General features: G+C 46.7%; 26 protein-coding genes (1 of these 26 running past the window's edge). 6 read left to right on the forward strand and 20 right to left on the reverse strand.

Translation table 11 applies throughout. The annotated features are described in order from the left end of the window. From menA to LP107_RS13290, 8 genes are all read right to left on the reverse strand, one after another. Window positions 1-169, reverse strand: the start of a protein-coding gene (gene menA, locus LP107_RS13255) for a 1,4-dihydroxy-2-naphthoate octaprenyltransferase (protein WP_162860449.1). 362 nt of this gene lie to the left of the window's left edge; 169 of the gene's 531 nt are visible here — the first part of the coding sequence; its start codon is at window positions 167-169; the stop codon falls past the left edge of the window. Then, window positions 78-395, reverse strand: coding sequence for a UbiA prenyltransferase family protein (locus tag LP107_RS13260; protein ID WP_162860450.1), 318 nt, complete (start codon window positions 393-395; stop codon window positions 78-80). Before LP107_RS13260 ends, menA begins: the two co-directional genes overlap by 92 nt. Before the next feature lie 9 nt (window positions 396-404). Continuing rightward, window positions 405-542: a hypothetical protein gene (locus LP107_RS13265; RefSeq protein ID WP_162860451.1), complete on the reverse strand. Its 138-nt coding sequence runs from the start codon at window positions 540-542 to the stop codon at window positions 405-407. A 62-nt stretch (window positions 543-604) separates the two neighbouring features. Next, a complete protein-coding gene (gene pssA, locus LP107_RS13270) occupies window positions 605-1,408 on the reverse strand; it encodes a CDP-diacylglycerol--serine O-phosphatidyltransferase (RefSeq protein ID WP_112742717.1) in 804 nt (267 codons plus the stop codon). A gap of 116 nt (window positions 1,409-1,524) precedes the next feature. Next, on the reverse strand, window positions 1,525-2,403 hold the full coding sequence (locus LP107_RS13275) for a 23S rRNA (adenine(2030)-N(6))-methyltransferase RlmJ (RefSeq protein WP_112742718.1): 879 nt from the start codon (window positions 2,401-2,403) through the stop codon (window positions 1,525-1,527). A 55-nt stretch (window positions 2,404-2,458) separates the two neighbouring features. Beyond that, window positions 2,459-2,974, reverse strand: a complete 516-nt coding sequence (locus LP107_RS13280) for a hypothetical protein (protein WP_228157723.1) — start codon at window positions 2,972-2,974, stop codon at window positions 2,459-2,461. 71 nt (window positions 2,975-3,045) lie between these two features. Next, window positions 3,046-3,531: a Holliday junction resolvase RuvX gene (gene ruvX, locus LP107_RS13285; RefSeq protein WP_078273621.1), complete on the reverse strand. Its 486-nt coding sequence runs from the start codon at window positions 3,529-3,531 to the stop codon at window positions 3,046-3,048. A gap of 89 nt (window positions 3,532-3,620) precedes the next feature. Then, window positions 3,621-4,127, reverse strand: a complete 507-nt coding sequence (locus LP107_RS13290) for a YqgE/AlgH family protein (protein ID WP_228157862.1) — start codon at window positions 4,125-4,127, stop codon at window positions 3,621-3,623. A gap of 464 nt (window positions 4,128-4,591) precedes the next feature. On the opposite strand from LP107_RS13290, the gene LP107_RS13295 reads away from it, so the two are divergent. Next, the gene (locus tag LP107_RS13295) at window positions 4,592-5,176 is read left to right on the forward strand and encodes a hypothetical protein (protein ID WP_143821655.1); all 585 of its coding nucleotides are present in this window, start codon (window positions 4,592-4,594) and stop codon (window positions 5,174-5,176) included. Window positions 5,177-5,386: 210 nt separating this feature from the next. Here the strand turns inward: LP107_RS13295 and recN are convergent, their stop codons facing one another. Then, window positions 5,387-7,066, reverse strand: coding sequence for a DNA repair protein RecN (gene recN, locus LP107_RS13300; RefSeq protein ID WP_115368806.1), 1,680 nt, complete (start codon window positions 7,064-7,066; stop codon window positions 5,387-5,389). A 170-nt stretch (window positions 7,067-7,236) separates the two neighbouring features. Between recN and LP107_RS13305 the strand changes: the two genes are divergently transcribed. The 4 genes from LP107_RS13305 (at window position 7,237) to LP107_RS13320 (ending at window position 10,002) form a co-directional block, all read left to right on the forward strand. Then, window positions 7,237-8,154 carry a LysR family transcriptional regulator gene (locus LP107_RS13305; RefSeq protein WP_078273625.1) on the forward strand — a complete coding sequence of 306 codons (918 nt, stop codon included), beginning with the start codon at window positions 7,237-7,239 and terminating at the stop codon, window positions 8,152-8,154. A gap of 127 nt (window positions 8,155-8,281) precedes the next feature. After that, window positions 8,282-8,470 carry a type II toxin-antitoxin system RelE/ParE family toxin gene (locus tag LP107_RS13310; RefSeq protein ID WP_112742722.1) on the forward strand — a complete coding sequence of 63 codons (189 nt, stop codon included), beginning with the start codon at window positions 8,282-8,284 and terminating at the stop codon, window positions 8,468-8,470. After that, window positions 8,412-8,708, forward strand: a complete 297-nt coding sequence (locus LP107_RS13315) for a helix-turn-helix domain-containing protein (RefSeq protein WP_112742723.1) — start codon at window positions 8,412-8,414, stop codon at window positions 8,706-8,708. Before LP107_RS13310 ends, LP107_RS13315 begins: the two co-directional genes overlap by 59 nt. Before the next feature lie 97 nt (window positions 8,709-8,805). After that, window positions 8,806-10,002, forward strand: a complete 1,197-nt coding sequence (locus LP107_RS13320) for an amino acid aminotransferase (protein ID WP_112742724.1) — start codon at window positions 8,806-8,808, stop codon at window positions 10,000-10,002. 63 nt (window positions 10,003-10,065) lie between these two features. On the opposite strand, the gene LP107_RS13325 is transcribed toward LP107_RS13320, so the two are convergent. Both LP107_RS13325 and LP107_RS13330 read right to left on the reverse strand, forming a co-directional pair. Beyond that, window positions 10,066-10,326, reverse strand: coding sequence for a hypothetical protein (locus LP107_RS13325; protein ID WP_078273628.1), 261 nt, complete (start codon window positions 10,324-10,326; stop codon window positions 10,066-10,068). Further along, window positions 10,302-10,688: a PH domain-containing protein gene (locus LP107_RS13330; RefSeq protein WP_228157724.1), complete on the reverse strand. Its 387-nt coding sequence runs from the start codon at window positions 10,686-10,688 to the stop codon at window positions 10,302-10,304. Before LP107_RS13330 ends, LP107_RS13325 begins: the two co-directional genes overlap by 25 nt. Window positions 10,689-10,885: 197 nt before the next feature. Between LP107_RS13330 and LP107_RS13335 the strand changes: the two genes are divergently transcribed. Next, window positions 10,886-12,112, forward strand: a complete 1,227-nt coding sequence (locus LP107_RS13335) for an aromatic amino acid transporter (protein ID WP_078273629.1) — start codon at window positions 10,886-10,888, stop codon at window positions 12,110-12,112. Between the two features lie 91 nt (window positions 12,113-12,203). Here LP107_RS13335 and mraY read toward each other — a convergent pair whose 3' ends face one another. The 9 genes from mraY to LP107_RS13380 all read right to left on the reverse strand — a co-directional run bounded on the left by mraY (window position 12,204) and on the right by LP107_RS13380 (window position 21,703). Continuing rightward, window positions 12,204-13,313, reverse strand: coding sequence for a phospho-N-acetylmuramoyl-pentapeptide-transferase (gene mraY / locus LP107_RS13340; RefSeq protein ID WP_078273630.1), 1,110 nt, complete (start codon window positions 13,311-13,313; stop codon window positions 12,204-12,206). Window positions 13,314-13,316: 3 nt separating this feature from the next. Continuing rightward, on the reverse strand, window positions 13,317-14,828 hold the full coding sequence (locus LP107_RS13345; RefSeq protein ID WP_078273631.1) for a UDP-N-acetylmuramoyl-tripeptide--D-alanyl-D-alanine ligase: 1,512 nt from the start codon (window positions 14,826-14,828) through the stop codon (window positions 13,317-13,319). Between the two features lie 47 nt (window positions 14,829-14,875). Continuing rightward, a complete protein-coding gene (locus LP107_RS13350; protein WP_112742725.1) occupies window positions 14,876-15,316 on the reverse strand; it encodes a hypothetical protein in 441 nt (146 codons plus the stop codon). Then, window positions 15,316-15,690 carry a hypothetical protein gene (locus tag LP107_RS13355; RefSeq protein WP_078273633.1) on the reverse strand — a complete coding sequence of 125 codons (375 nt, stop codon included), beginning with the start codon at window positions 15,688-15,690 and terminating at the stop codon, window positions 15,316-15,318. Before LP107_RS13355 ends, LP107_RS13350 begins: the two co-directional genes overlap by 1 nt. Continuing rightward, entirely contained in the window at window positions 15,687-17,198 is a 1,512-nt protein-coding gene (locus LP107_RS13360) for a UDP-N-acetylmuramoyl-L-alanyl-D-glutamate--2,6-diaminopimelate ligase (RefSeq protein ID WP_078273634.1), read from the reverse strand. Before LP107_RS13360 ends, LP107_RS13355 begins: the two co-directional genes overlap by 4 nt. 42 nt (window positions 17,199-17,240) lie before the next feature. Next, a complete protein-coding gene (locus LP107_RS13365) occupies window positions 17,241-19,298 on the reverse strand; it encodes a peptidoglycan D,D-transpeptidase FtsI family protein (RefSeq protein ID WP_112742726.1) in 2,058 nt (685 codons plus the stop codon). Beyond that, entirely contained in the window at window positions 19,291-19,671 is a 381-nt protein-coding gene (ftsL, locus tag LP107_RS13370) for a cell division protein FtsL (RefSeq protein WP_228157725.1), read from the reverse strand. The genes LP107_RS13365 and ftsL overlap by 8 nt, the downstream gene beginning before the upstream one ends. Before the next feature lie 75 nt (window positions 19,672-19,746). After that, window positions 19,747-20,730 (reverse strand): 16S rRNA (cytosine(1402)-N(4))-methyltransferase RsmH, encoded by a 984-nt coding sequence (gene rsmH / locus LP107_RS13375; RefSeq protein ID WP_410173943.1) that lies wholly within the window; start codon window positions 20,728-20,730, stop codon window positions 19,747-19,749. A gap of 112 nt (window positions 20,731-20,842) precedes the next feature. After that, window positions 20,843-21,703, reverse strand: coding sequence for a BamJ family beta-barrel-assembly machinery protein (locus LP107_RS13380; RefSeq protein ID WP_112742728.1), 861 nt, complete (start codon window positions 21,701-21,703; stop codon window positions 20,843-20,845). Window positions 21,704-21,957: the final 254 nt, after the last annotated feature.

Raw genomic sequence — 21,957 nt, forward strand, 5'->3', positions numbered from 1 at the left:
CGATGTCCGCCCTGCCCGTTTGTAGATAATAACCGCCAAGCACCGCCACATAGCCAAAGAAAATCAGAACGGCAAGCTCACCAAGTGCATGGTAACCATAAGGTTTTTTGCCCATGGTGTAGCCCAAGGCTCCTAAAATCGACACCGCCCCCAAGCCAAAAAACAGCACGATTTGGTAAAGAGTTAAAGGGCTTAACCAAATCTGCCATCATGGTTTGGGTAAGCCAAAGGACAAGCCACGCCCGAAATCTGCCTGCCGACACCGCCCCACTACGGACAAGACGGGCTGGGCTGTCATGATGACGGTTGCGGTCGGTGCCACGAATGCCGTCGCCCAAATCATTGGCAAGGTTTGACAAAATCTGTAAAGACAAAGCGGTATAAATAATCAGCACACACAGCACCTAATTATCCGCCCCAAATCCGCCAAGCGTGCGATACGCCAAGCCCTGCCCCACCCCAAGGCTCATGATGGCGATAGGATAGGTGTGTGGGCGAGTGGCGTGGAAGAATTGGATAATGGACGAGTTGGCAGATGACATGATAAGCCAAGTGGGTTTATGAGTTGGGTTTTAAAGGTATTTTTGAGCGTTTTTAAAGGTATTTAGGCTTTCTCTCGTCTTGCCATAAAAGTCGTCCAAAACCCTGACAAGGCATAAATCACACCAATGGCAAGCACGCCGACAGGAATGTCATACAGCACAATACCCATGATAAGCACGCCAATAATTAGCCCAACAAAGGGGATTTTTTGACGGTCAAATTCTTTAAAACTGTAATATTTGACATTGCTCACCATAAGTAGTCCGCAAATCACCGTCCACACCGCACAGATGGTGGCGAGCGTTTGGGGGGTAAGGGTGGCTCCATGGTCTCTTGCCACCATGACGCTTGACGTTACCAAAATCGCCGCCAAAGGACTTGCCAATCCGATAAAGTATTTTTTATCCACCGTGCCAATTTGCACGTTAAATCTTGCCAAGCGAAACGCCGCACAGACACTAAACACAAAGGCACACGCAAGCCCAAACCGCCCAAATTCATGCAACGCAAAATGATACACAAGTATGGCAGGGGCAAGCCCAAAAGCGATACAGTCGGCAAGACTATCCAACTGCTCACCGAATGGGCTTTGGGCGTTTAAGAGTCGGGCAGCCCGTCCGTCCATACCGTCCAAAATGGCGGATAAAAAAATGGCAAGGCACGCCTTATCAAACCGCCCCTCGCTACTGGCAACGATAGAAAAAAATGCCGAGAGCATGGACACACTGGTAATAAGATTGGGAACGGGATAGACCCCACGGCTTATCTTTTTTTGATTGCCGTGTTGTTCGGTCTCAACGACTTCAAAGGTAATGCCGTCATGGTCGTCTGGGTCTTTTTGGGAATGTGGGGGCTGGGTTGTCATGGTGTTTTATTTTTAAAATCAATGGACTGTTGTTAATTGTCTCGTATTTTGATATTTGGGCGAATAAATTGCCCTACAAACTTACCCAAACATCAGTTAATTAGCAATTTTTAAAATCACTCCCCAACCAACCATTTAACCACCGCCATGTCGTCCATGCTCATGGCAGGAGCGTCTTTTGGTGTTAGGATTGGGGCGAGCGTTTGTAAAATGGCTTTGGCGTGTTCGTCAAATTGCCAAGGCGGATTGATGATGTGTAGCCCTGTGCCGTTCATGCCCACTGCTACGTCATTGGGGTATAGGTTTAGCTCACAGACAAGCTGACGGCGAATGTCGGTGCGTTTCATTTTTTTATAAAACAGCTCTACCGCCTCTTTATTCTTAATGGGATACCACAGCACAAATGTTCCTGTGGCAAATTTCTTATGACTTGCTACAAGCAAATCTACTAAACGGCTAAAATCCTTATGCTCCTGCTCAAAAGGCGGGTCAAGCAGGATAATGCCACGCTTTTCCTTGGGCGGTAGCACGGCAGGCACACCTTCAAAGGCGTTGCGATGATGAATGCCAATGGGGAGTTGATAAAGCTGATAATTTAGGGCGTCATACTCGTCTGCCACCGCTTCAAAGGCTTCGGCACGCAAGGGAGCGTTGTCCGAATGGTTTTGGGCGTGGTTGGCAATCCACCAAGGCGAACCTGGGTAGACGTGCTTATCATAGGTTTTGCGAGCGGTGTCAAGGTCTAATAGATACTGGGCAATGGCTTTTGGCGGTGCGCCAAGGTCGGCATTTTCTAAGGCACGAATGCCCTTGTCCGCCTCGCCTGTTTTGGTCGCCTCATCGCTTTCCAAGGAATACAGCCCACGTCCGCCATAAGCATCAAGCACATAAAAGGGCTTGGCTTTGGCACTAAATTGGGCGAGCAGTTGGAGTAATAAAATGTGTTTGGCAACGTCAGCGAAATTGCCTGCGTGGTAGGCGTGTTTGTAATTCATGGGAAAATGCGTGTAATTTTAGATGACTTATGGTAGCATAACTCACGATTTTTGGCTATTTTTTATTTTCATTCCCGTTTTCATCAGCTTTATCAGTCGGATTATTTAAAAAATTTAAAAACTTCTTTAAATTCACTCGAACCAAAAACGGCATGCCAAACCACGCAATCATCGCCAAAAACAGGCTCATGTAGAATGCCACCGCCCAACCCTTAATTGCCATGGCAAAAGCAAATGCGAGCAGTCCCATGCCCACCACCAAAATCATCTTTAAAATACCCTTTTGGATAATGCGATAGCGACCCAAAATGAACAGATGATACAAACTTATCGGCATGGACAAGCCAATCAGCACATAGGGCAAGTAATGAAACGCCCAATACACCACCCCACTGTCTTTGAACGTCGCCATGCTCGCCAACGTGCCAAACACACAAAAACACACAATCGCCCCATAGCCCAAATACACGCTGACATTGGCAAGCCCCATCGCTTGCGTGATGACTTGGATGATTTTCTGATGTTTGGCTTGGGGGTTGGATTGGGCTGGGTTGGGGGCGTGGCTATCCATGTGTGTCCTTTTATTTGTGTGGTTTTGGGCTGGGATTTGTCTAATTTTGATGCTTAATAAAATTGCACGGCCTAATCTTTGCCTTTTTGCTCATTATCATGATAACTGCCGACATAGCGGGCAAGCTCTGGCGAGTTGAAATAACCATCAACCAACAAGCACGCCGAGACATCATCAATCGGGTCTCGCTCGTGCTTTATCCAGCCACGCTCCCACGCCATCATGCGAGCTTCATGCGACGACAGGCGTTCATCATACATGTACACCTGTACGGGCAAATGGCGTTCGCCCAGACGGTGTGCCAGACGGCGAGCGAATTTAGCCGCTCGTTTAGAAAGCATGGAATCAGTGCCGTCCATGTTAAGCGGTAAGCCGACCACCACCACATCAATCCGCCACTGCTCAATGATGCCCAGTAGATTATCCCAATCGGGCTGTCCGTTGTCCATCGCCAAAATGTCAAAGGGGCGTGCATCCGCCGTGAGCGTGTTGCCCAGTGCCATACCCATTTTTTTGACGCCAAAATCTAGGGCTAAAATCAAAGTCGGTGTTGTCATGAAATTCCTATTATTTTGGCAAATCAAAAAAATTGGTCGCAGGTAAAGCAAAATTGACTTTTTAACTTTTAAAACATCACGTTTAAAAATCAAGCAAATCCTGTGGTCAAGGTAAATTTATCAGGGTCAATGCCCAGTTTGTCATAAGCCAACATCAATCTGTCTTCAAACTTCGCCCGAAACAATATCTCCAAATCAGCAGGGCAAACCAACCAGTCCTGCTCGCTTATCTCCTGCTCCAACTGCCCTGCCGTCCAGTTACAAAACCCCATGCAAAGCAAAAAGTGGGGCAAGCTGTCGCCTGATATCAGACTTAGCACGTCTTTACTGGTCGTGATACATACGTTCTCGCCCACCGCAAACGATGACGCAAACTCGGGCAGTCCTGTGTGTAGCACAAAACCTGCTTCGGGGCGGATAAAGCCTCCATGCATGGCAGGGGTGTTCATCGCCTTTTGGCTGGCGGGCAAATCAAGCTCGTGTAGCAAACCGCCCACCGAAGCACTAAGAGGCTTATTAATCATAAATCCCCACGCCCCGTCAGTGCTGTGGCGACAGATATAAATCAATGCGTCAGCAAAGCGTTCATCAGGCATGAACGGACTGGGCAATAAAAAATGATGCGTCAAGTTGGAAAATTTTTTCAAATCAGCTCGCTTGGGGATGTCATTATCATTAAGGTCAATATGGGGCAAAATCGCCATTTTACAAGGTTTGTGGGTGGTAAATGGCACATCATCACAATTTGTCTATCAATCACGCCTTTTTGGGATAAATTATTTAACAAAACAAAATGTGTGATATTTATGGGTTTAGATGACATCATAAAGTAGTGGCAAAACATATGCTTTTTTAGGAAAAATGACTGTATAATTAGAGCGTGCCTACCATTGATAACATTTTTATAAAATAAGATGAAAATTTGGTAAGCTCTATCAATTTTTGCATGAAAAATGGCTATCCGACCACTTAATTTAAAAAGTTAAGTTAAAATCTTAAAATTTACCCAGTTAAGTGGTCGGATTGTGGCTCAAAGGCGAAAACTTGCTTGATAGATAGAATGACTGTCAATCTACGTTTTTTCCTTGAAAAACGGGCGATTTCTCCTATTTTTCACTGCAAATACCAAAGGCAGGCACGCCCTAAGTCTTTATCAACCCGAGCCAGTTTTATGTTTAAAATGAGTTTTTACCACATCATCTCTTGGTCTTTGTTCTTTATCATATGGGTAGCGGTCTATATGACTTGGTCGGGTCGTGGATTACCGCCAGAGAATGAATTGCAATACATCACAGGCAACATCAAAGCCGTTGTGGTATCACGCTCACCCAAACAAGACATACATCACATACAAATCACCAATCCCCAAACCAAACAATCGTTGGTTGTGGCATGCGGTTATTCTGTTGTGCCAAAAATCGCCATGAGCGACTGTGTTTTGGCAAAGGAATTACCACGCAAGGACATCACCATTGGCTACTATCATCAGCCATCTGTGCTTTGGTTTAAAAATGACATACCGCAAATGGCTGTTATAAAAACCAATAATACACAAGATAGCATTAATGGCAATTATTCATACAATTCAATCCAAACAAAATATCGGTATTTAATCTTATATCTGTTGGCGTGGCGATATTTTTGAGTGCAGTGTGTTTGTTTGATATTATTTTTAAAAAAAGCCTAAAAATTAATCCTGCTCTCGACTTGATATAAGTCATTGATTTATCAAGGGCGAATTGCAATTCGCCCCTACAACCCAAAAATAATTGCTTGATAATCAATAATTTACCACTTTAAAGATTTTAAATTAAGGCAAAAGTATAATTAATCAGTTTGTTTGCATCTTGAATCTTTACTGCATTTTGACTTTATTGATATCATCAAGCAAGCCCTTGACATGAGCCCGAGTCGCTTCGGTGATGTTCACGCCACCTGACATGCGTGCTAGCTCATCAATCTGTCTGTCGCCTGTGATGATGGACAAATGGCTCATCGTCTGCTCGCCATGCTCTTTGTGCACCAAGATATGACGGTGTGCCGCCGCCGCAACCTGTGCTTGGTGTGTGATGGCAAAAAGTTGCTGATGGTCGCCCAAACTTCTTAGTAGCTCGCCCACCACCTGAGCTGTACCACCACTGATACCCACGTCCACTTCATCAAACACCAAGGTCGGGCGTGTCTCTTGATTCACGCCTGCACTCATGACCTGCATGATGAGAGCCATGCGAGACAGCTCGCCCCCTGACGCCACTTTGTGTAGCGGTTGCATGGGCATGCCGACATTGGCACTAAACATGAGAGCGATGTCAAACATCCCGCTACCACCATACTGATGTGGCTCTTTGGGGCTAAACTCAAAGAGACAGCTGGCGTTCGGCAGGGCAAGTGCCGACAGGCGATGAGCCAGTTCATCAGCGATTTGTGGGGCGATTTTGGTGCGTTCGTGATGCAGTTTGTCCGCCACACTCACATACTCATCCCATGCCCCTGCCACCTGCTCATCCATGGTCTCGTTATCAGGCAGGTTCTCTAATTTTTCCAGCTCCGCCTGCCACTGCCCTGCCTGTGCGGTCAACTCATCTGTGGTCGTGTGGTATTTTTTGGCAAAGCGATGAGCCAGCCCCATGAGATTATTAAGCTCGTCCAGTCGCTCTTCGTCAGGCAGTGACTGCTCGGCATAGTCCATAAGCCGTGCCACCGCGTCATCTATCTGCTCGGACGCTTGGGTAAGTAGCTCGCTACACTCGGCGAACACTCGGCTTTTGTCCGATAAGTTATCACAGATTTTTAGACTACGTGCCAACAGACCCGACACACTCATCTCGTCATTGTCTAGGTGCGTGACCGCTTGCAGTGCTGACTGCATGAGATTTTCAAGGTTGGACAGCTCATCATACTCTTGCTCTATCTCGCCAATATCCACCGCCATGAGTGGCTCAATGTCGCTTAGGCGTGATGACAAAAGTGCCATCCGGTCGGCACGCTGAGTGGACATGGCACGAGCGTCATCGGCTTCTTTTTTTAGGCGTTGGTATGTCCCAAAAGCGTCTTTGGTCGCTGATTTTAAGGCGTGCAAGCCCCCCACATCATCTAGCCAATCGATGACAAACTGCGGTTTTAGCAGTTCAAGCCCTGCATGCTGTGAGTGGATATTAACCAAAACACTGCCCAGTGATTTTAGTTCGCTAAGGCTCGCTGGTACGCCATTTATCCATGATTTTGAACGTCCGTTGGCACTGATTTTACGGCGGATGAGCAGTGTGTCCTCTTCTAGCTCTCGCTCATGCTCGGCAAACCACTGGCTCACTTTATCATTATCAGTCACATCAAACTCGCCAAACACCGACGCTTCACTCTCGCCAAAACGCACCATGCCAGCATCAGCTCGTCCGCCCACACACAGCGATAAAGCATCCAATATCAAAGACTTACCTGCACCCGTCTCGCCCGTGATGACATTAAAACGCTCATCAAAGACGATTTCATGGTGCTTAATCAAAGCCAAATTATCTAAGGTTAGGGCTGTTAGCATGAATGTTCCATTATAAGTATGAATCGTTGCGATATTTTAGCACAATCGGGACTTATTTGGATAATTTGGTCGGGTAAACCATCAAATCCTAAAATATTTTTTCCGCCCCCTTGTATCTTGGCAATTATCATTTATAATATCATCTTATATATTTATTAAGGTTAATAATAATGAGTACTACCCTACGCCAGCTAAAAGCCTTTGTGCTTGTCGCTGAGCAAAACAGTTTTACCAAGGCTGCCGAGACACTGTGCCTGACCCAATCCGCCCTAAGCGGTCTGATTAAGGAATTAGAACAAAATCTTGATGTCAAACTCTTTGACCGCACCACACGCAAACTACACCTATCAGATGCAGGCTCACGGCTACTGCCACAGGCTCGGCGAGTACTCAACGAGATGTCGGTACTCAACGAAAAAGTCAATAACCTAAAATCGCTACACCAAGGACACGTCCGCCTTGCCGTCTCTCAGCAGTTGTCTGCGTCCACCATGCCCAAATTTGTCGCTAAATTCTGTGAGCTATACCCCAACATTCAGGTCACGCTCACCGACTGCTCGGTGGATAATGTGGTTGAACATATTGAGAACCTAGAAGCCGATTTGGGGGTCGCCCCCGAGCGTCCTTATTCTGACGATTTGAATGTGGATGTGCTGTTTAGCTCACCTTTTTATCTGGTGTTGCCACCAAACCATCCCTTTGCCCAAAAAGATGAAATTACATGGACGGACTTGCTTGATGAAAAGCTCATCACTCTAAACGGACCTTTTATCAAAAGTCTACAAAACGAACTTCCCAATAACATTTCAAGTCGTATCTTTAACCCCGATTTTGAGATTAATTTTCTCTCAACCGCCCTTGGCATGACCCGAATGGGACTTGGGGTGACGTTATGCCTGCTCTACGCTGCCGAATGGGTTGAGCTATACGGGCTGGTCATGCGACCCATCAGCGAGCCTGTGGTGGAACGCAAGTTTTTACTCTACACCCACAAAAACCGCTCGCTGTCGCCTGCCGCTCTTGCCTTTAAGGAATTTTTGATTAATAACGCTGGGGATTTTTTGGTCAGTAAGCCCAAGGCGGTATAGAATGAGTTGAAAAAATATAAGTCTTGACTTATCATTTTGGTAAGGGGATAAATCTTGTACACCGTTTTAATGACCGAGCATTTTACCGAATGGCTGACAAATCTAAGTCAAAAGCGAACAAGAAAGCGTGGCTTATGACCCAAAAAGACAGGTCATTTTGCTGTGTGCAGGCGACAAAACAGGCGACAAACGTTTTTATCAACGCATGATACCCCTTGCCGAACGTATTTATGGCGAATACTTAAAGGATAAGAGCTATGAAAACTTACAAAACCCTAGCCGACCACATGGCAAGCCTGCCTACCGAACGCCGTAACAAGATAGAACAGCGAGTTGCCGACACTTTGGTTGGTATCCGTCTAAGCGAGCTTCGCAAAAATGCCAAACTCACCCAAGCCGAGCTTGCCGACAAAATTGGCGTGTCCCAATCCGCCATTTGCCAAATGGAAAGTGCTGACAACCCCGAATACGCCATCATCAAAAAATACATCCAAGCCCTAGGCGGAAAGCTCATTGTTGAGATTGATGGTAAGCAGTCGGTGTTATTTGGCTGATAAACGTATCTCCAAAAACAACAAAATTTCCCCACAACCGCCTGATTTTGCGTTATACTGACACAGTTTTTTATCCACAACAACAAAGGTATTTGTTATGTTTGAACACGTTACCCCCTATGCTGGCGACCCGATTTTGGGTCTCATGGACAAATTTGCAGGTGACCCACGAGGCGACATCAAGGTAAACCTTGGCGTGGGCGTGTACTACACCGAAGACGGCAAATTGCCCGTCCTAGAATGCGTCAAAACCGCTGAAGGACGTATCGCAAGCCCACCTCGTCCCCGTGGCTACTTGCCGATGGACGGTTTGGCAGGTTACAAAAAAGCGTGCCAAGAGCTACTGTTTGGCAAAGACAGTCAGGTCGTCAAAGACGGGCGAGTTGCCACGATTGCCACTTTGGGCGGGTCTGGTGCCTTAAAAGTCGGAGCGGACTTTATCCACGAATGGTTTCCCAATGCCAAATGCTATGTATCCGACCCAACATGGGGCAACCACATCAGCATTTTTGAAGGGGCGGGACTAGAAGTTGGCAAATACCCCTACTATGACGGAGCGACCATTGGCGTCAAATTTGACGAAATGTGTGCGTTCTTAAACACCCTAAACGAAAATGACGTGGTGCTACTACACCCCTGTTGCCACAACCCCACAGGCGTGGATTTGTCAAACGAGCAATGGGATAGCGTGCTTGACATCATCAAAGACAAAAAACTCATCCCCTTTATGGACATCGCCTATCAAGGCTTTGGCGATGACATGGACAGCGATGCGTACGCCATTCGCCTAGCGGTAGAAAAAGGCTTGAGCGTGTTTGTGTCAAACTCATTCTCCAAAAACCTATCGCTCTATGGCGAGCGTGTTGGCGGTTTGTCGGTGGTTGCCCCCACCAAAGAAGAAACGGACGTTGTGCTTGGGCAATTAAAATTCACCGTTCGCCGTATCTATTCTAGCCCACCGTCTCACGGTAATGCGGTGGTGGATACCGTGATGAATGATGATGAATTGTTCAATCAATGGGTTGGCGAGGTGTACGAGATGCGAGACCGTATCCGACAAATGCGTCAAAAGCTCCAAGACGTCTTGACCGAAAAATTGCCTGAGCGTGATTTTAGCTACTTTACCAAACAGCGTGGTATGTTTAGCTTTACAGGACTAACCGCCCCGCAGGTTATCCGCTTGCGTGATGAGTTTGCCATTTATATGGTAGAAAACGGGCGTATGTGTATCGCAGGGCTAAATAACGCCAACGTGGAATATGTCGCAAACAGCATGGCAGAAGTGCTAAAATAATCAGCTTGCCATAAAAACCGCTCCGTGATTTCGGGGCGGTTTTAGTTTATCCTATTTTGACCGTTAGTCACGCAAATAATGCTCAAACACTGCCCCAAAGTCATACTGGCGAATGGCATTTAGGCGTTCGTTATAGCCTGCTTCCACTTTTTGCACGGTTTGATTGATGACGGTAGGCAAGCTCATAATCACCGCCTCTGGCACGTCTTTTAAATTAAACATGCCTGTTACCGTCTCAAAGGTCTTCTCTAACACCATCTCATCATGGCGGATTGCCTGACAACGCTCGGCAATGGCAGTCAATGCCTTATAAATGTCTCGCACACCTTCAATTTAGCTTTTGTCAATGTCAATGCTAAACGCCAACCACCCAAATGAAACTTTAATTCCACGTCCAAATCCATCGTCCCTGCTGTCTCAATGGAGACTTGACTTGGGGCAAAATAACGATAAGGATAGCGTTTTAGCGTACGTTTTTTGCTCGTGGCGGACTGCCCGTCTAAATGGATAAAGGCGGTGTTGGTAAAGCAGTATTCGTCCATTTTTGATTTGATGACAAAATAAATCCGTTCATTATCTTCATGAAAAATATAGTCATCAATGTCGGTTTGGTTAAACTGGCTAGGCGGTATGATTTTGCCAATATCAGATAAGCCAAGAGCGTCTGAGGCGAAGTTTTTGAACATGAGTTTTTCCTTTTTAGATGGATTTAAAACAAGCCCATTTATTGTAGCACAAGAATTTTTTTATTTTAAAAGACAATCGTGTTAAAAGATGTTGATTGGGTTTTTATTGGCTTATGGTGCGGTCGTATTTGTAATTACGCCCAAAAACGATTAAAATAGCCCCTTTTGCCACATCGGCAGGTTATCAAGGTTTATTTATGTCAAAATCCCCTTCGGTCTTTGGCGGGGCGATGATTATCGCAGGCACCGCCATTGGGGCGGGCATGCTCGCCAATCCTACCGCCACGGCAGGCGTGTGGTTCTCATGGTCGCTGTTGGTGTTCGCCTACACTTGGCTTTGTATGTACGCATCGGGTCTTATGATATTAGAAGCCAGCACTACATTCCCCCCGAGTGCCAACCTTGCAACCATCGTCAAATCCTTGCTCGGCAAAGGCTGGAACACCATCAATAGCCTATCGCTCGTCTTTGTGCTGTATATCCTGCTCTACGCCTACATCACCAGTGGCGGGGGTTTGACCGCCAATCATCTGTCTGCCTTGACAGGCACGGACATCGCCCCACGCCTAGGTTCGCTCATCATCAGCATACTGTTTGCGGTGTTTGTGTGGCTCTCAACTCGGGTCGTGGACAGAGTGGCAAGCGTACTGATGATTGGCATGATAGTCAGCTTTTTTATCTCCGCCTTTGGCATGATGTCATCGGTTAGTCTAGATACGCTCTTTGACACTCACGCCCCGACTGGCACGGCTTACACGCCCTACATCTGGGTGGCATTGTCCACGGTGCTTGTATCTTTTGGCTATCATATCGGCGTGCCAAGCATGGTCAAATACTTTGGGGGCGACACCGCCAAAGTCGCCAAATCGGTCTTGATAGGCACACTCATGGCACTCGGGTTTTATCTGCTGTGGCAAATGGTCGTCCAAGGCAACCTACCACGCACCGATTTTGCCCCCGTCATCGCCAAAGATGGCGATGTGGCAACGCTACTAGGGGCGATTGGCAAATCGGGCTTTATCGGCACCATGTTGGGGGCATTTGCTTACATGGCATTGACCAGTTCCTTTTTGGGCGTAGCGTTGGGATTGTTTGACTTTTTGAGTGATTTTTTTGGGTTTGGCGATGACAAGACAGGGCGAGCCTATGCGGTGGCGGTGGTGTTCTTACCGCCTTTGGTGCTAAGTCTGATTGCACCATTTGGCTTTACAACCGCCATTGGCTTTGCAGGTCTTGCCTTGACCGTGTGGGGTGTCATCGTCCCTGCCCTACTTGCCAAGGCTCACCGCCAAAAGCACCCTGATAGCACCTACCGAGCCTTTGGCGGTCAGTTTATGATTTATTTTGTCATCGTCTTTGGCATAATAAACATCATCGCCCAAATTGGCGGTTATTTGGGCATGGTACCAAGTTTTGGCGGATAGATTGGTAAAGTTAAATCAGACAAGGATGTTTGGTTTTAAAACAAAACTCACACCCCACAAAAAGCCCCGCATCTCCGCAGGGCTTTTGATTTTATCTTAATTTTAATGTCATGAGTGATAACACCACAAGGATAATACATACAATCCAAAAACGTATCACAACCTTAGTTTCTTTTAGCCCCATTTCCTCAAAATGGTGGTGCAAAGGTGCCATCAAAAAGACCCGTTTTTTACGCAGTTTGTACGAGCCGACTTGGATAATGACCGACAAAGCTTCCATGACAAAAATACCGCCCATCAGGATAAAGGCAATCTCCTGACGTGTCATCACCGCAATCGTGCCAAGCATACCGCCTAGGCTCAACGCCCCCACATCGCCCATAAACACCTCGGCAGGGGCGGCGTTGTACCACAAAAAGCCCAAACACGCCCCAATCATGGACGCACACACCACGACCACTTCGCTGTTATAAGCGATATACGGCACGGACAGATAGTTCGCCCATGCCACATGACCCGACACATAAGCAAACACCCCAAGCCCTGCCGACACCAGCACCACAGGCAAGGCGACCAAGCCGTCCAAGCCGTCTGTTAAGTTGACTGCATTGGACGTACCATTAATGGCAAAATAGGTGAGCGTAATAAAGCCAAGCCCAAAGGGTATGGCAGACAAGGGAATGTACAGATTTTTAAAGGCAGGAATAAGCAAATCCTGCATAGCGTGCATGGTGGTGGGGTTTTGTTGTAAAGAGATATAGTAAAGCGACCCACCAGCGAGCAACGCTCCCACCGACAACCAAAAGTATTTCTTTTTGGCGACCAAGCCTTGGGGGTTTTTGTGCTTGATTTTTAGCCAGTCATCACGCCAGCCGACCGCCCCAAAGATGACCATGACCGCCATCAAAATCCATACATAAGGGTTTGTCAAATTTGCCCACAGCAAAGTAGAAATCCCAATGGCAAACAAAATCAGCACACCACCCATCGTTGGCGTGCCTTGCTTGACAAGGTGCGTTTTTGGGCCGTCCGTGCGTACCGCTTGACCGTATTTTAGGTTACGCAGGTAGGCGATGACAGGCTTGCCCGCCATAAGTACAATCGCCATGCTCGTCATGACCGCAAGCAAGCTCCTTAGCCCCAAAGACGCAATGGTCTGGCGATACAAAATGTCAAAATAATCAATGAGCCAATATAACATCGTTTACTCGCTTACAGGTTGGGTTAAATCGTGAATCAAAGTTTCCATTGCCATAAATCTTGACCCTTTAAACAGCATTGCCCAATTTTCGCCAGTGTTAATCGTGGACAAAATTTCTTGGGTGACTTGGGATTTATCGTTAAAATGCACGCAATTAATCCCTGCTTTTTGGGCGGGGTCAAAAGTGTTTTTCATCAATTTGCCAACACAAATCAGCTTATCCACACCAATTTCTCCAATTTGCTCGCCAAGCGACTGATGTTCGGCAACTGCGTCATCGCCCAATTCGCCAATGTCGCCAATGATCATTAAGGTTTTGTCATAAGCATTTTCATCAAGAAATTTTTGGGCATTTAGCACTTTCAACCCTGCAATCATCGCAGGGACATTGGCGTTATAAGTGTCGTCAATGATTAAGTGGTTGTTAAACGGTTTAAAATTTAAGCGACCTTTGGCGGGTTTGGCGTTGTTTAAGCCGTTTACGATTAACTCCAAATCCAGCCCCAACGCAAGCGAACACGCCACCGCCGACAAAGCATTTGCCACATTATGCTCGCCTGCAAAAGGGAGCAAAACTTCGCCTTCGTCAAATTCGTCCACCGCCAAATTTACCACCAAATTAAAACCAACCTTGTCCGCCAAGACCTCCACATCGTCAGCAAAGACATCGCCCATTACCTGTACAAAGTCTAATTTGTCAAGCTCGGCTTGCTCAGCTTCACTTAGTTTGGAAAAATCCATCGCTTCACGAGGTGGGACATTTTTTTCGCCTGTGGTTAAAATTTGAGCGGTAAATTTGCCGGCTTCATTTGCTAAAATTTCAAAAAATTCATCGCCATAAGGTAGCACCGCCACGCCATTTTCATTTAACCCTTGAAAAATCTCGGCTTTGGTTTTGGCAATGTTTTCCCGACCGCCAAACTCGCCCAAATGGGCCGTACCAATGTTAAGCACGCACGCAACATCAGGCGACACAAGGCGTGTGGTATAAGCAATTTCACCAATATGGTTCGCCCCAAGCTCCATCACGGCAAATTGATGTTCGTCGCACAATTCTAATAACATCATCGGCACGCCCAAATCGTTGTTCAAATTCCCCCTTGTAATCAAGGTGGGGGCGAGTTGATTTAGGATACTGCCCAGCATTTCTTTGGTGGTGGTCTTGCCAGACGAGCCTGTCAGGGCAATCACAGTAAGATTGGGGTGAACATCACGGCGGTATTTGCCTAAAAGCCCGAGTGCCTTTTTGCTGTCGCCTGTGATAAGCTGGGGCAAGTCGCTTTCTACTTTTTCATTGACAATCGCCAGTACCGCCCCTTTTTCAAGAGCGGCATTCACAAATTCGTGTCCGTCAAAATTATCGCCTTTAATTGCCAAAAAAATATCGCCTGCGTTTATCGTGCGAGTGTCGGTGGTAATTTTGGTGCTTTGGGCGGTAAACGCACCGTACCAAGTGGGGGTTAATTCGCTTAAAGCGGTATTTAAATTGTCAAATTGCCAGATATAGGGGGTCATTTTGTTGCCTTTGGTTTTAGATTGTTTGGTTATTACAATAACGCCTTTTATAACTTGTTTATAAAATTTATCACAGGTTTTGTCATATCACAATGATAAATTTCTTGATTGTCAGTTTCTTTATCAATGATTGTTTCTTTAACAAAAGCAGTTTTCTTATCGCCAACAGTCAAATACTCTATGTTATAACTAATATTATCATATACAAATAAAATGGTTTCTTGATAAATTTTATTGCCATTCTCATCTGTTAAATACTGCTTATTGGTTTTTATATCAGACTTGGGAATAAAAAAAGTATGCCCAAGCCCAATACTTGACATCTCATAGGCAAATAATCGTTCCCCATCTTCCAAAGCGTGATACTCTTTTGGCAAATCTTTAAAGCTAATTTCAGTATTTTCCGTATCCGTACAAGCAAAATAAGTTTGAGCAAAGGCATTTTGACTTACCATTATTGCCATAAGAGTGCATAACCATTTTTTCATCAATTAATCCCAATATTTAAAAAGTGATTTTCTTGCCAAACTTGCCAATTAGGATTATTTAACTTTTTATGAATGACTTTGGCAATAATGGTTAAATAAAATAGTCGTTCATTTTCATCATCAAATAAGCCTTCATTTTTTAATTGCTTATCAGGCGGAAAATGACAATCAGTATCGTGCGTATTCCACCAAATTTCAGTATTATCAGGATTAGCAACTTTTAATTCGCCGTGCCTTAGTCTGACATAGGCAACTTTTTTATCATCATAAAAAACATCGTAACTTTCTGGAAAAGCGTGGCAAGTCAGTTTAAAGAATAAGCCATCAATTATGCAATCTTGTTGTCCTGTGTCAAACATTTTTACATCGCTCATTTGCCAAACTTCCCAATCATCTCCCCCACCACCACTCTATCATCAAAGGCATACCGCACGCCCTTAATCTCTTGATAAGTCTCGTGCCCCTTACCCAAAATCGCCACAATGTCATTCTCGCCTGCCAGTTTGACCGCAAGCTCAATCGCAAGTTTGCGGTCAGGCTCAATTTCAATTTTATAATGACTTTCGCAGTCCAAGCCTTCTTGCATATCCTTTAAAATCTCGTTTGGATTTTCACTTCTCGGGTTATCGGCGGTCAAAATCACTTTATCGGCAAATTTTAGGGCGGATTTGGTCATCAAAGGTCGCTTGCCCTTATCCCTGTCGCCCCCACAGCCAAGCACCGCAAACAGCGTCCCAGCACAATGCGTGCGTAGGCTTGACAGCACCTGCTCCACCGCATCAGGGGTGTGGGCATAATCCACGATAAACGAACCACGCTCGGACGGCACTTGCTCCATACGTCCTCTTGCCCCTTTTAAGTGTTTGATATTATTGACAATTTCATCAAAACTTACATTCATGGCAAGGCTTGCCCCAATGCTTGCCAATAGGTTTGCCACGTTAAACAAGCCCAAAAGTGGACTTTTTACCGTCATCTCACCTTGTGGGGTTTGGATAACCAATTCCACCCCATTTAGACTTGGGCTGATTTGTTTGGCAAAAAAGTCCGCCTTGGGATTTTTGGTGCTGTACGTCCAAATGGTAAGCTCCGACTGTTTGGCTTGACGGATAAAGATTTCACTAAATTCATCATCGGCATTGATAATGGCATGGGTCAGCGTGGGAAATAACGCCTTATCAAAGAGCCGTGCCTTCGCCCCTGCATAGTCGTCCATATCGGCATGATAATCCAAATGGTCTCGGGAAAGGTTGGAATACACCGCCACCGTGATTGGCGCGCCTTGCAAGCGGTGCTGATGGAGTCCATGACTGCTCGCTTCTAGGGCAATACATTCCACGTCCGCTTTGGCATAGTCATAAATGGCGTGTTGCAGAGCGACCACTTCTAGCGTGGTATGGGTGCTTGGGGCTAGGTTTGGCAAAATGCCGTTGCCTGCCGTTCCCATGACGGCAGTTTTGTGATTGGCAAGGGATAACAGCTGGGCGGTAAGCTGACTAATGGTGGTCTTGCCGTTGGTGCCTGTAACTGCCACGACTTTTGGCAAAGCTGCCGCCCCTGTTTTTTGCAGATATGCCTTGACCAAATCGCCCAAAATCAGGCGTAAATTGGCAATATGCACAATCGGCATTTTAGCATTATCCACACCCATGTCGGACGCACTTATCTCGGACAGCACCGCTTGGCTATTGATACTATCAATATAGCCTTTTGCCTTGGATTTGATGTCAGGATTGACCGACAACAACACAAAAATCTCGCCACCTGCCATCTTGCGACTGTCCGACACAAAGCCTGTGATTGGCAAATCCTTGATACGCCCCCAATCCACATCAGACACATGGGACTGTAAAATATCGGCAAAATCGTTGAATGTTGTCATAAAAAATCCTTCTTAAAAATAAAAATAAAATGGTAAAACAGCTTACTGGTTTGTATCTAGTGGTTTGTCAAATGGCACGTTATAAATTCTAAGTGTCTCTTTCATCACCTTGGCGAACACAGGGGCGACGGTTTGTCCAGCGTACTTGCCCTGTCTTGGGTCTTCTGCCAAAATCACCACCACAAAACGGGGACTGGTCGCAGGAGCGAACCCTGCAAAGACGTTGCGGTATTGGTCGGTATAATAACCGCCTGCTGGATTGGTGCGACGTGACGTGCCTGTCTTGCCTGCCACATAGTAGCCATCAATGGCAGCCGCTGTCCCCGTACCGCCTTTTTCGGTCACGCTAATCATCATGTTGGTGATGTCTTTGGCGTGTTGCTCGCTAATGACCTGCTCTGGGGCAGGGACGGATTCTTCTTTAACCAGTCTTAGATGATTCATCTTGCCCCCATTGGCAAGTGCCGCATACGCCCCTGCAATCTGAGCCAGCGTGACCGACTGCCCGTAGCCGTATGCCAGCGTGGCACGACGAGTGACATCTTTGGCGGTCGGGGTGTGTAGCACGCCTGCCGACTCAGCAGGTAGGTTCAAAGCCGTCTTTTGCCCAAAGCCGAACTTTCTTTGCATGTTCACGATGGCGTCAGGGGGCAAATCTAGGGCGATTTTGGCGGATGCGACATTAGATGACTTTTGGATGAGCTTCCCCATGGTAATCGCTCCATAGCGACCGCCATCACGAATGCTATACCCACCAAGTCTCATGCTACCTGCCCCTGTGTCAATGAGTGTTCGGGTGCTATACCGCCCCGACTCCAAGGCGGCCGCCACCGTCAAAGGCTTGACCACCGACCCCGGTTCAAAGGTGTCCAGCACAGGGCGGTTCCGCTCGCTTGCCCCGTGTCTTTTTGACAAATCATTCGGGTTAAAAGACGGCCACGACCCCATGGCAAGCACGTTACCTGTTTGCACATCGACAATCATGCCCGAGCTTGACCGTGCCGACTGCACCCGTCCAAGCTCTTCTAGCTCTTTGTACAAAATATACTGCAACCGTGAATCTATGGTCAGATGAATGTCCTGCCCTGCCATCATGGGCGAGAGTTCTTTGATGTCGCCGATACTGCCCTGCACCGCTCGCAGGCTTAGCACTTGACCGTTTTGTCCTGTCAGCTGTTTGTCGTATTTAGCTTCTATGCCTGCTCGCCCCCCATAGACAGGCGGGTCATCTTGGGAGTAGCCCATATAGCCCAATATCTGTGCCATGATTTCAGGTTGTAGATAGTAGCGTTTCTCGCTCGTCTCTCTAAACACACCCTTAAAGCCCAGCATGGTGACTCGCTGAGCCACCTCAGGGGCGACTCGGTTAAGTAGCACCAGTCGTTTAGACCCCGTCCCCGATGGCAGGGCTTGTTTGATGGCTTCTGGATCATCCAAATCCACCGCCCCATTTAGATGTACTGCTTGTTCTAATGTTTCACGTGAAACACCACTGGCAGTCGCCAGCGTTTCTAGATTCATCTCATCAAGCTCTTGCACCAGCTTTTGGCGACGCTCTTCGCTTTTGGTATTTTTGATTTTCTTTTGCAAATCATAATACGCCAAAGCATAGTCATAAGGACTAAAAATCACCGTGGTTAAAGGGGCATTGGCAGCAAGAGGAGCTCCGTTGGTATCATAGATGTTGCCACGATGGGCAGTGATGGTTCGCTTACTGGTGATGAGTTTGTCGCCTTGGCTGATGTAGTAGTCGGCATTGGCGATTTGAAGCCAATAAGCACGAGCAAAGAGTGCCGAAAAGCACACCGCCATCACCGCCCAAACTATCTTATAACGCCCCACATCTTGAAGTCCGCCCAACAGCGAGACACCCGAGTTTTTTTTGCGTTTGCGTGTTTTTTTCAGAGGGTTTTGGGCTGACTCTTGAGTGTCAGGCGTGCGTTTGGTTGCATGGCTTTTGTCCAGCTTTTTGCCCAGACTGCCGATTTTGCTTAGTTTCTCGCCAATATCACTCTTGGGGGACGTGCTTGTCTTTTGCCCTGAGCGGTTTTGGTTTTTTGGGTGTTTGGGCTGTTTTGGGGTTTGGTCGTTTTTACTCATGAGACACCCCCGTATTGTCTAGATTGCCCAAATTACCAAGCTCGTCCCATTCGTCTTGATTTATCTGCTCTTTTTTGGTTGGATAATGCATGCCAAGCTCGCCCACCGCACGTCTTGCCACTTGTGGGGTTGCACTAAATGTCTGCTGTTCGATGAGCAGGCGACTCTCTTCGACTTGCATGTTCACCAGTTGCTGTCTTAGGCGGGTAAGTTCTTGATAGGTCTGATGGCGTTTTTGGGTTTGTGTGGCTATCATCACCCCTGTGATGAGAATCCCAAGCAGTAATCCGGCAACAATCAGCCGATACAACCCCACCAAGCTCATCGGCTCGGTCGTGTATTCATGTAAGTCGCTGTCAGTGCTTAGATTCATGGGTTGTGATTTATAATGGTTTAAATGATAAATTAAATGGGGCAAATCATGGCGATAATGAATCAATTGGATAGGTCAATTGAATGATACAAATGCCGTCTGATTTCGCCTTGCCCCACGCAAATAGGCACTTCTGGCTCGCACGTTGGCACGCACCTCATCATCGCTTGGGGCAATGCGATAGGGTTTATCAAAATATTTGGGACGTTTTGGCGGTATAGGTAGTTTATCATCGCCTTCATGTCGCCCTTTGCTGTGATTATTTAAAAACTGCTTGATAATACGGTCTTCTAATGAGTGAAAACTAATGACGGCCAGCTGTCCGCCTGATTTTAGGGCGGTTAGGGTCTGATTTAAAAAATCCTTGACATCGCCAAGCTCATTATTGATAAATATCCGCATGGCTTGAAAACTCTGGGTGGCAGGGTGCTTGCCTTTTTGCCAAGCAGGGTGAGCCTCTTTGATGGTCTCGGCAAGCTCTAACGTAGAATCATAATTTTCCATCGCCTTAATCGCACGGGCGATTCTACGGCTATGACGCTCCTCGCCATAGTCATATAGCACGTTTGCCAACGTCTCTTCGTCCACGACTTCAAGCCACTGCCCCACGCTTTGCCCACGGCTGGTGTCCATTCTCATATCCACCACCCCATCTTTCATAAAGCTAAATCCCCGAGCACCGTCATCAAGCTGTGGACTAGACACACCCAAATCCGCCATGATGCCGTCCACTTGACTCATGCCAAGTTTTGCTAGGCTTTCATTAAGACTGGCAAAACTGTCATGCACCACCACCACACGGCTGTCGGTTTTGGCAAGCTCGTCTGCTACCACTATCGCCTGTGGGTCTTTGTCAAACACGATGAGCGTGCTATCAGCGGTTAAATAATCAAGCAATAGCCGACTGTGTCCGCCCCGTCCAAAGGTTGCGTCCACATACACGCCTGTCTGTGGCGACACACCCAACAAATCAGACACACCAAGCACGCCTGCTACCGTCTCGTGTAACAAGACAGTCTCATGAATCAAGGCAGGTGTGCGGTCGGTTGTGGTCATGATAATTGGTTTGGATGTGTTTGGGTATTTGGTTTAAAATCAGTCTGATAAAAACAAAAACCAAGTCCGTCACGACGCACTTGGTTTGCTTGGGTCGGCGTCACCCATGTTGGTGTTATTTTTTAGCAGGCTCAGCTTCCGCCTTTGGCTCGCCTTGGGTTGCCTGTGCCTCTAACTGCTTCATCATCTCTGCCATCTGCTCTTCGGCTTTGGCTTGGGCATCGGCAGCTGCCTTTTTGGCACTGGCTTCGTCTAGTAGCTCAACGGTGAAAATCAGCACGCTGTTTGGCTCAATGACTGGCGGTGAACCTGCCTCGCCATAGCCCAACTCTGACGGCATATAGAATTCATACTTACTACCAGCAGGCATGAGCTGAACACCCTCTCTAAACCCTGGAATCATCTGACCTAGGTCAAACTGGGCAGGCTCGCCACGCTCATAAGAGCTGTCAAAGACCTTGCCATCAATGGTCTTGCCCTCATAGTGAGTAACAACCACATCCGTCGCCTTAGGCTTAGCCCCCGTACCTTCGGTGATGACTTTATATTGTAGTCCTGATGGTGTGGTTTTTACGCCTTCTTTAGCTTTGTTTTCTTCTAAGAATTTTGTTCCTGCTTCTTTGTTGGTTTTGGCTTTGGTTTCTAGCTCTTTGACCGCATCTGCCTCTTTGCGTTTTTGGTATTCTTCAAAGATGGCACGAGCTTGCTCATCGGTAAATTTGCTCTCTTTGCCTTCAAAGCCTTCAGAGAGTGCTGCTGAGATGATTTTTGGGTTAATCTCGCCATCCATTTCTTTTAGGTTTCTGCCTGCATCATGACCCAAGATGTAGCTGATTTTGTCCATTTCAGGGCTTTGTTCGCTGATGTTTGCGGTGCTGGTAGGTTTGGCGGTATCGCCGTCTTTGTTACAGCCTGTTAGGGCAAGCATGGACGCCATTAGGGCAGTCATCAAAAAAGTGGTGCGTGTGGTTTTCATTGTGTGTCTCTTTATTTTGAAAAATAAAACGCCGTTAGCAAATGTTGGCAAAGTCATCAAATGGGCGTGCTAACTGTCCAACACCCAAAATCGCTTAAAAAATTGCTTACAAAATCACTTGGCGAAAAAATACGGCATATCATACCAAAAAAACATAAAAATCGCTATTATGATTGCAAAAAATTTTTAATGATATAAAACGCTTAGGTATGATTATTGTTACTTTATCTGTCTTTTATGCTTTTACAAAAGAC

It is taken from the genome of Moraxella bovis, from assembly GCF_025985205.1.
In the GTDB taxonomy this organism is placed as follows: Bacteria; Pseudomonadota; Gammaproteobacteria; order Pseudomonadales; family Moraxellaceae; genus Moraxella; species Moraxella bovis.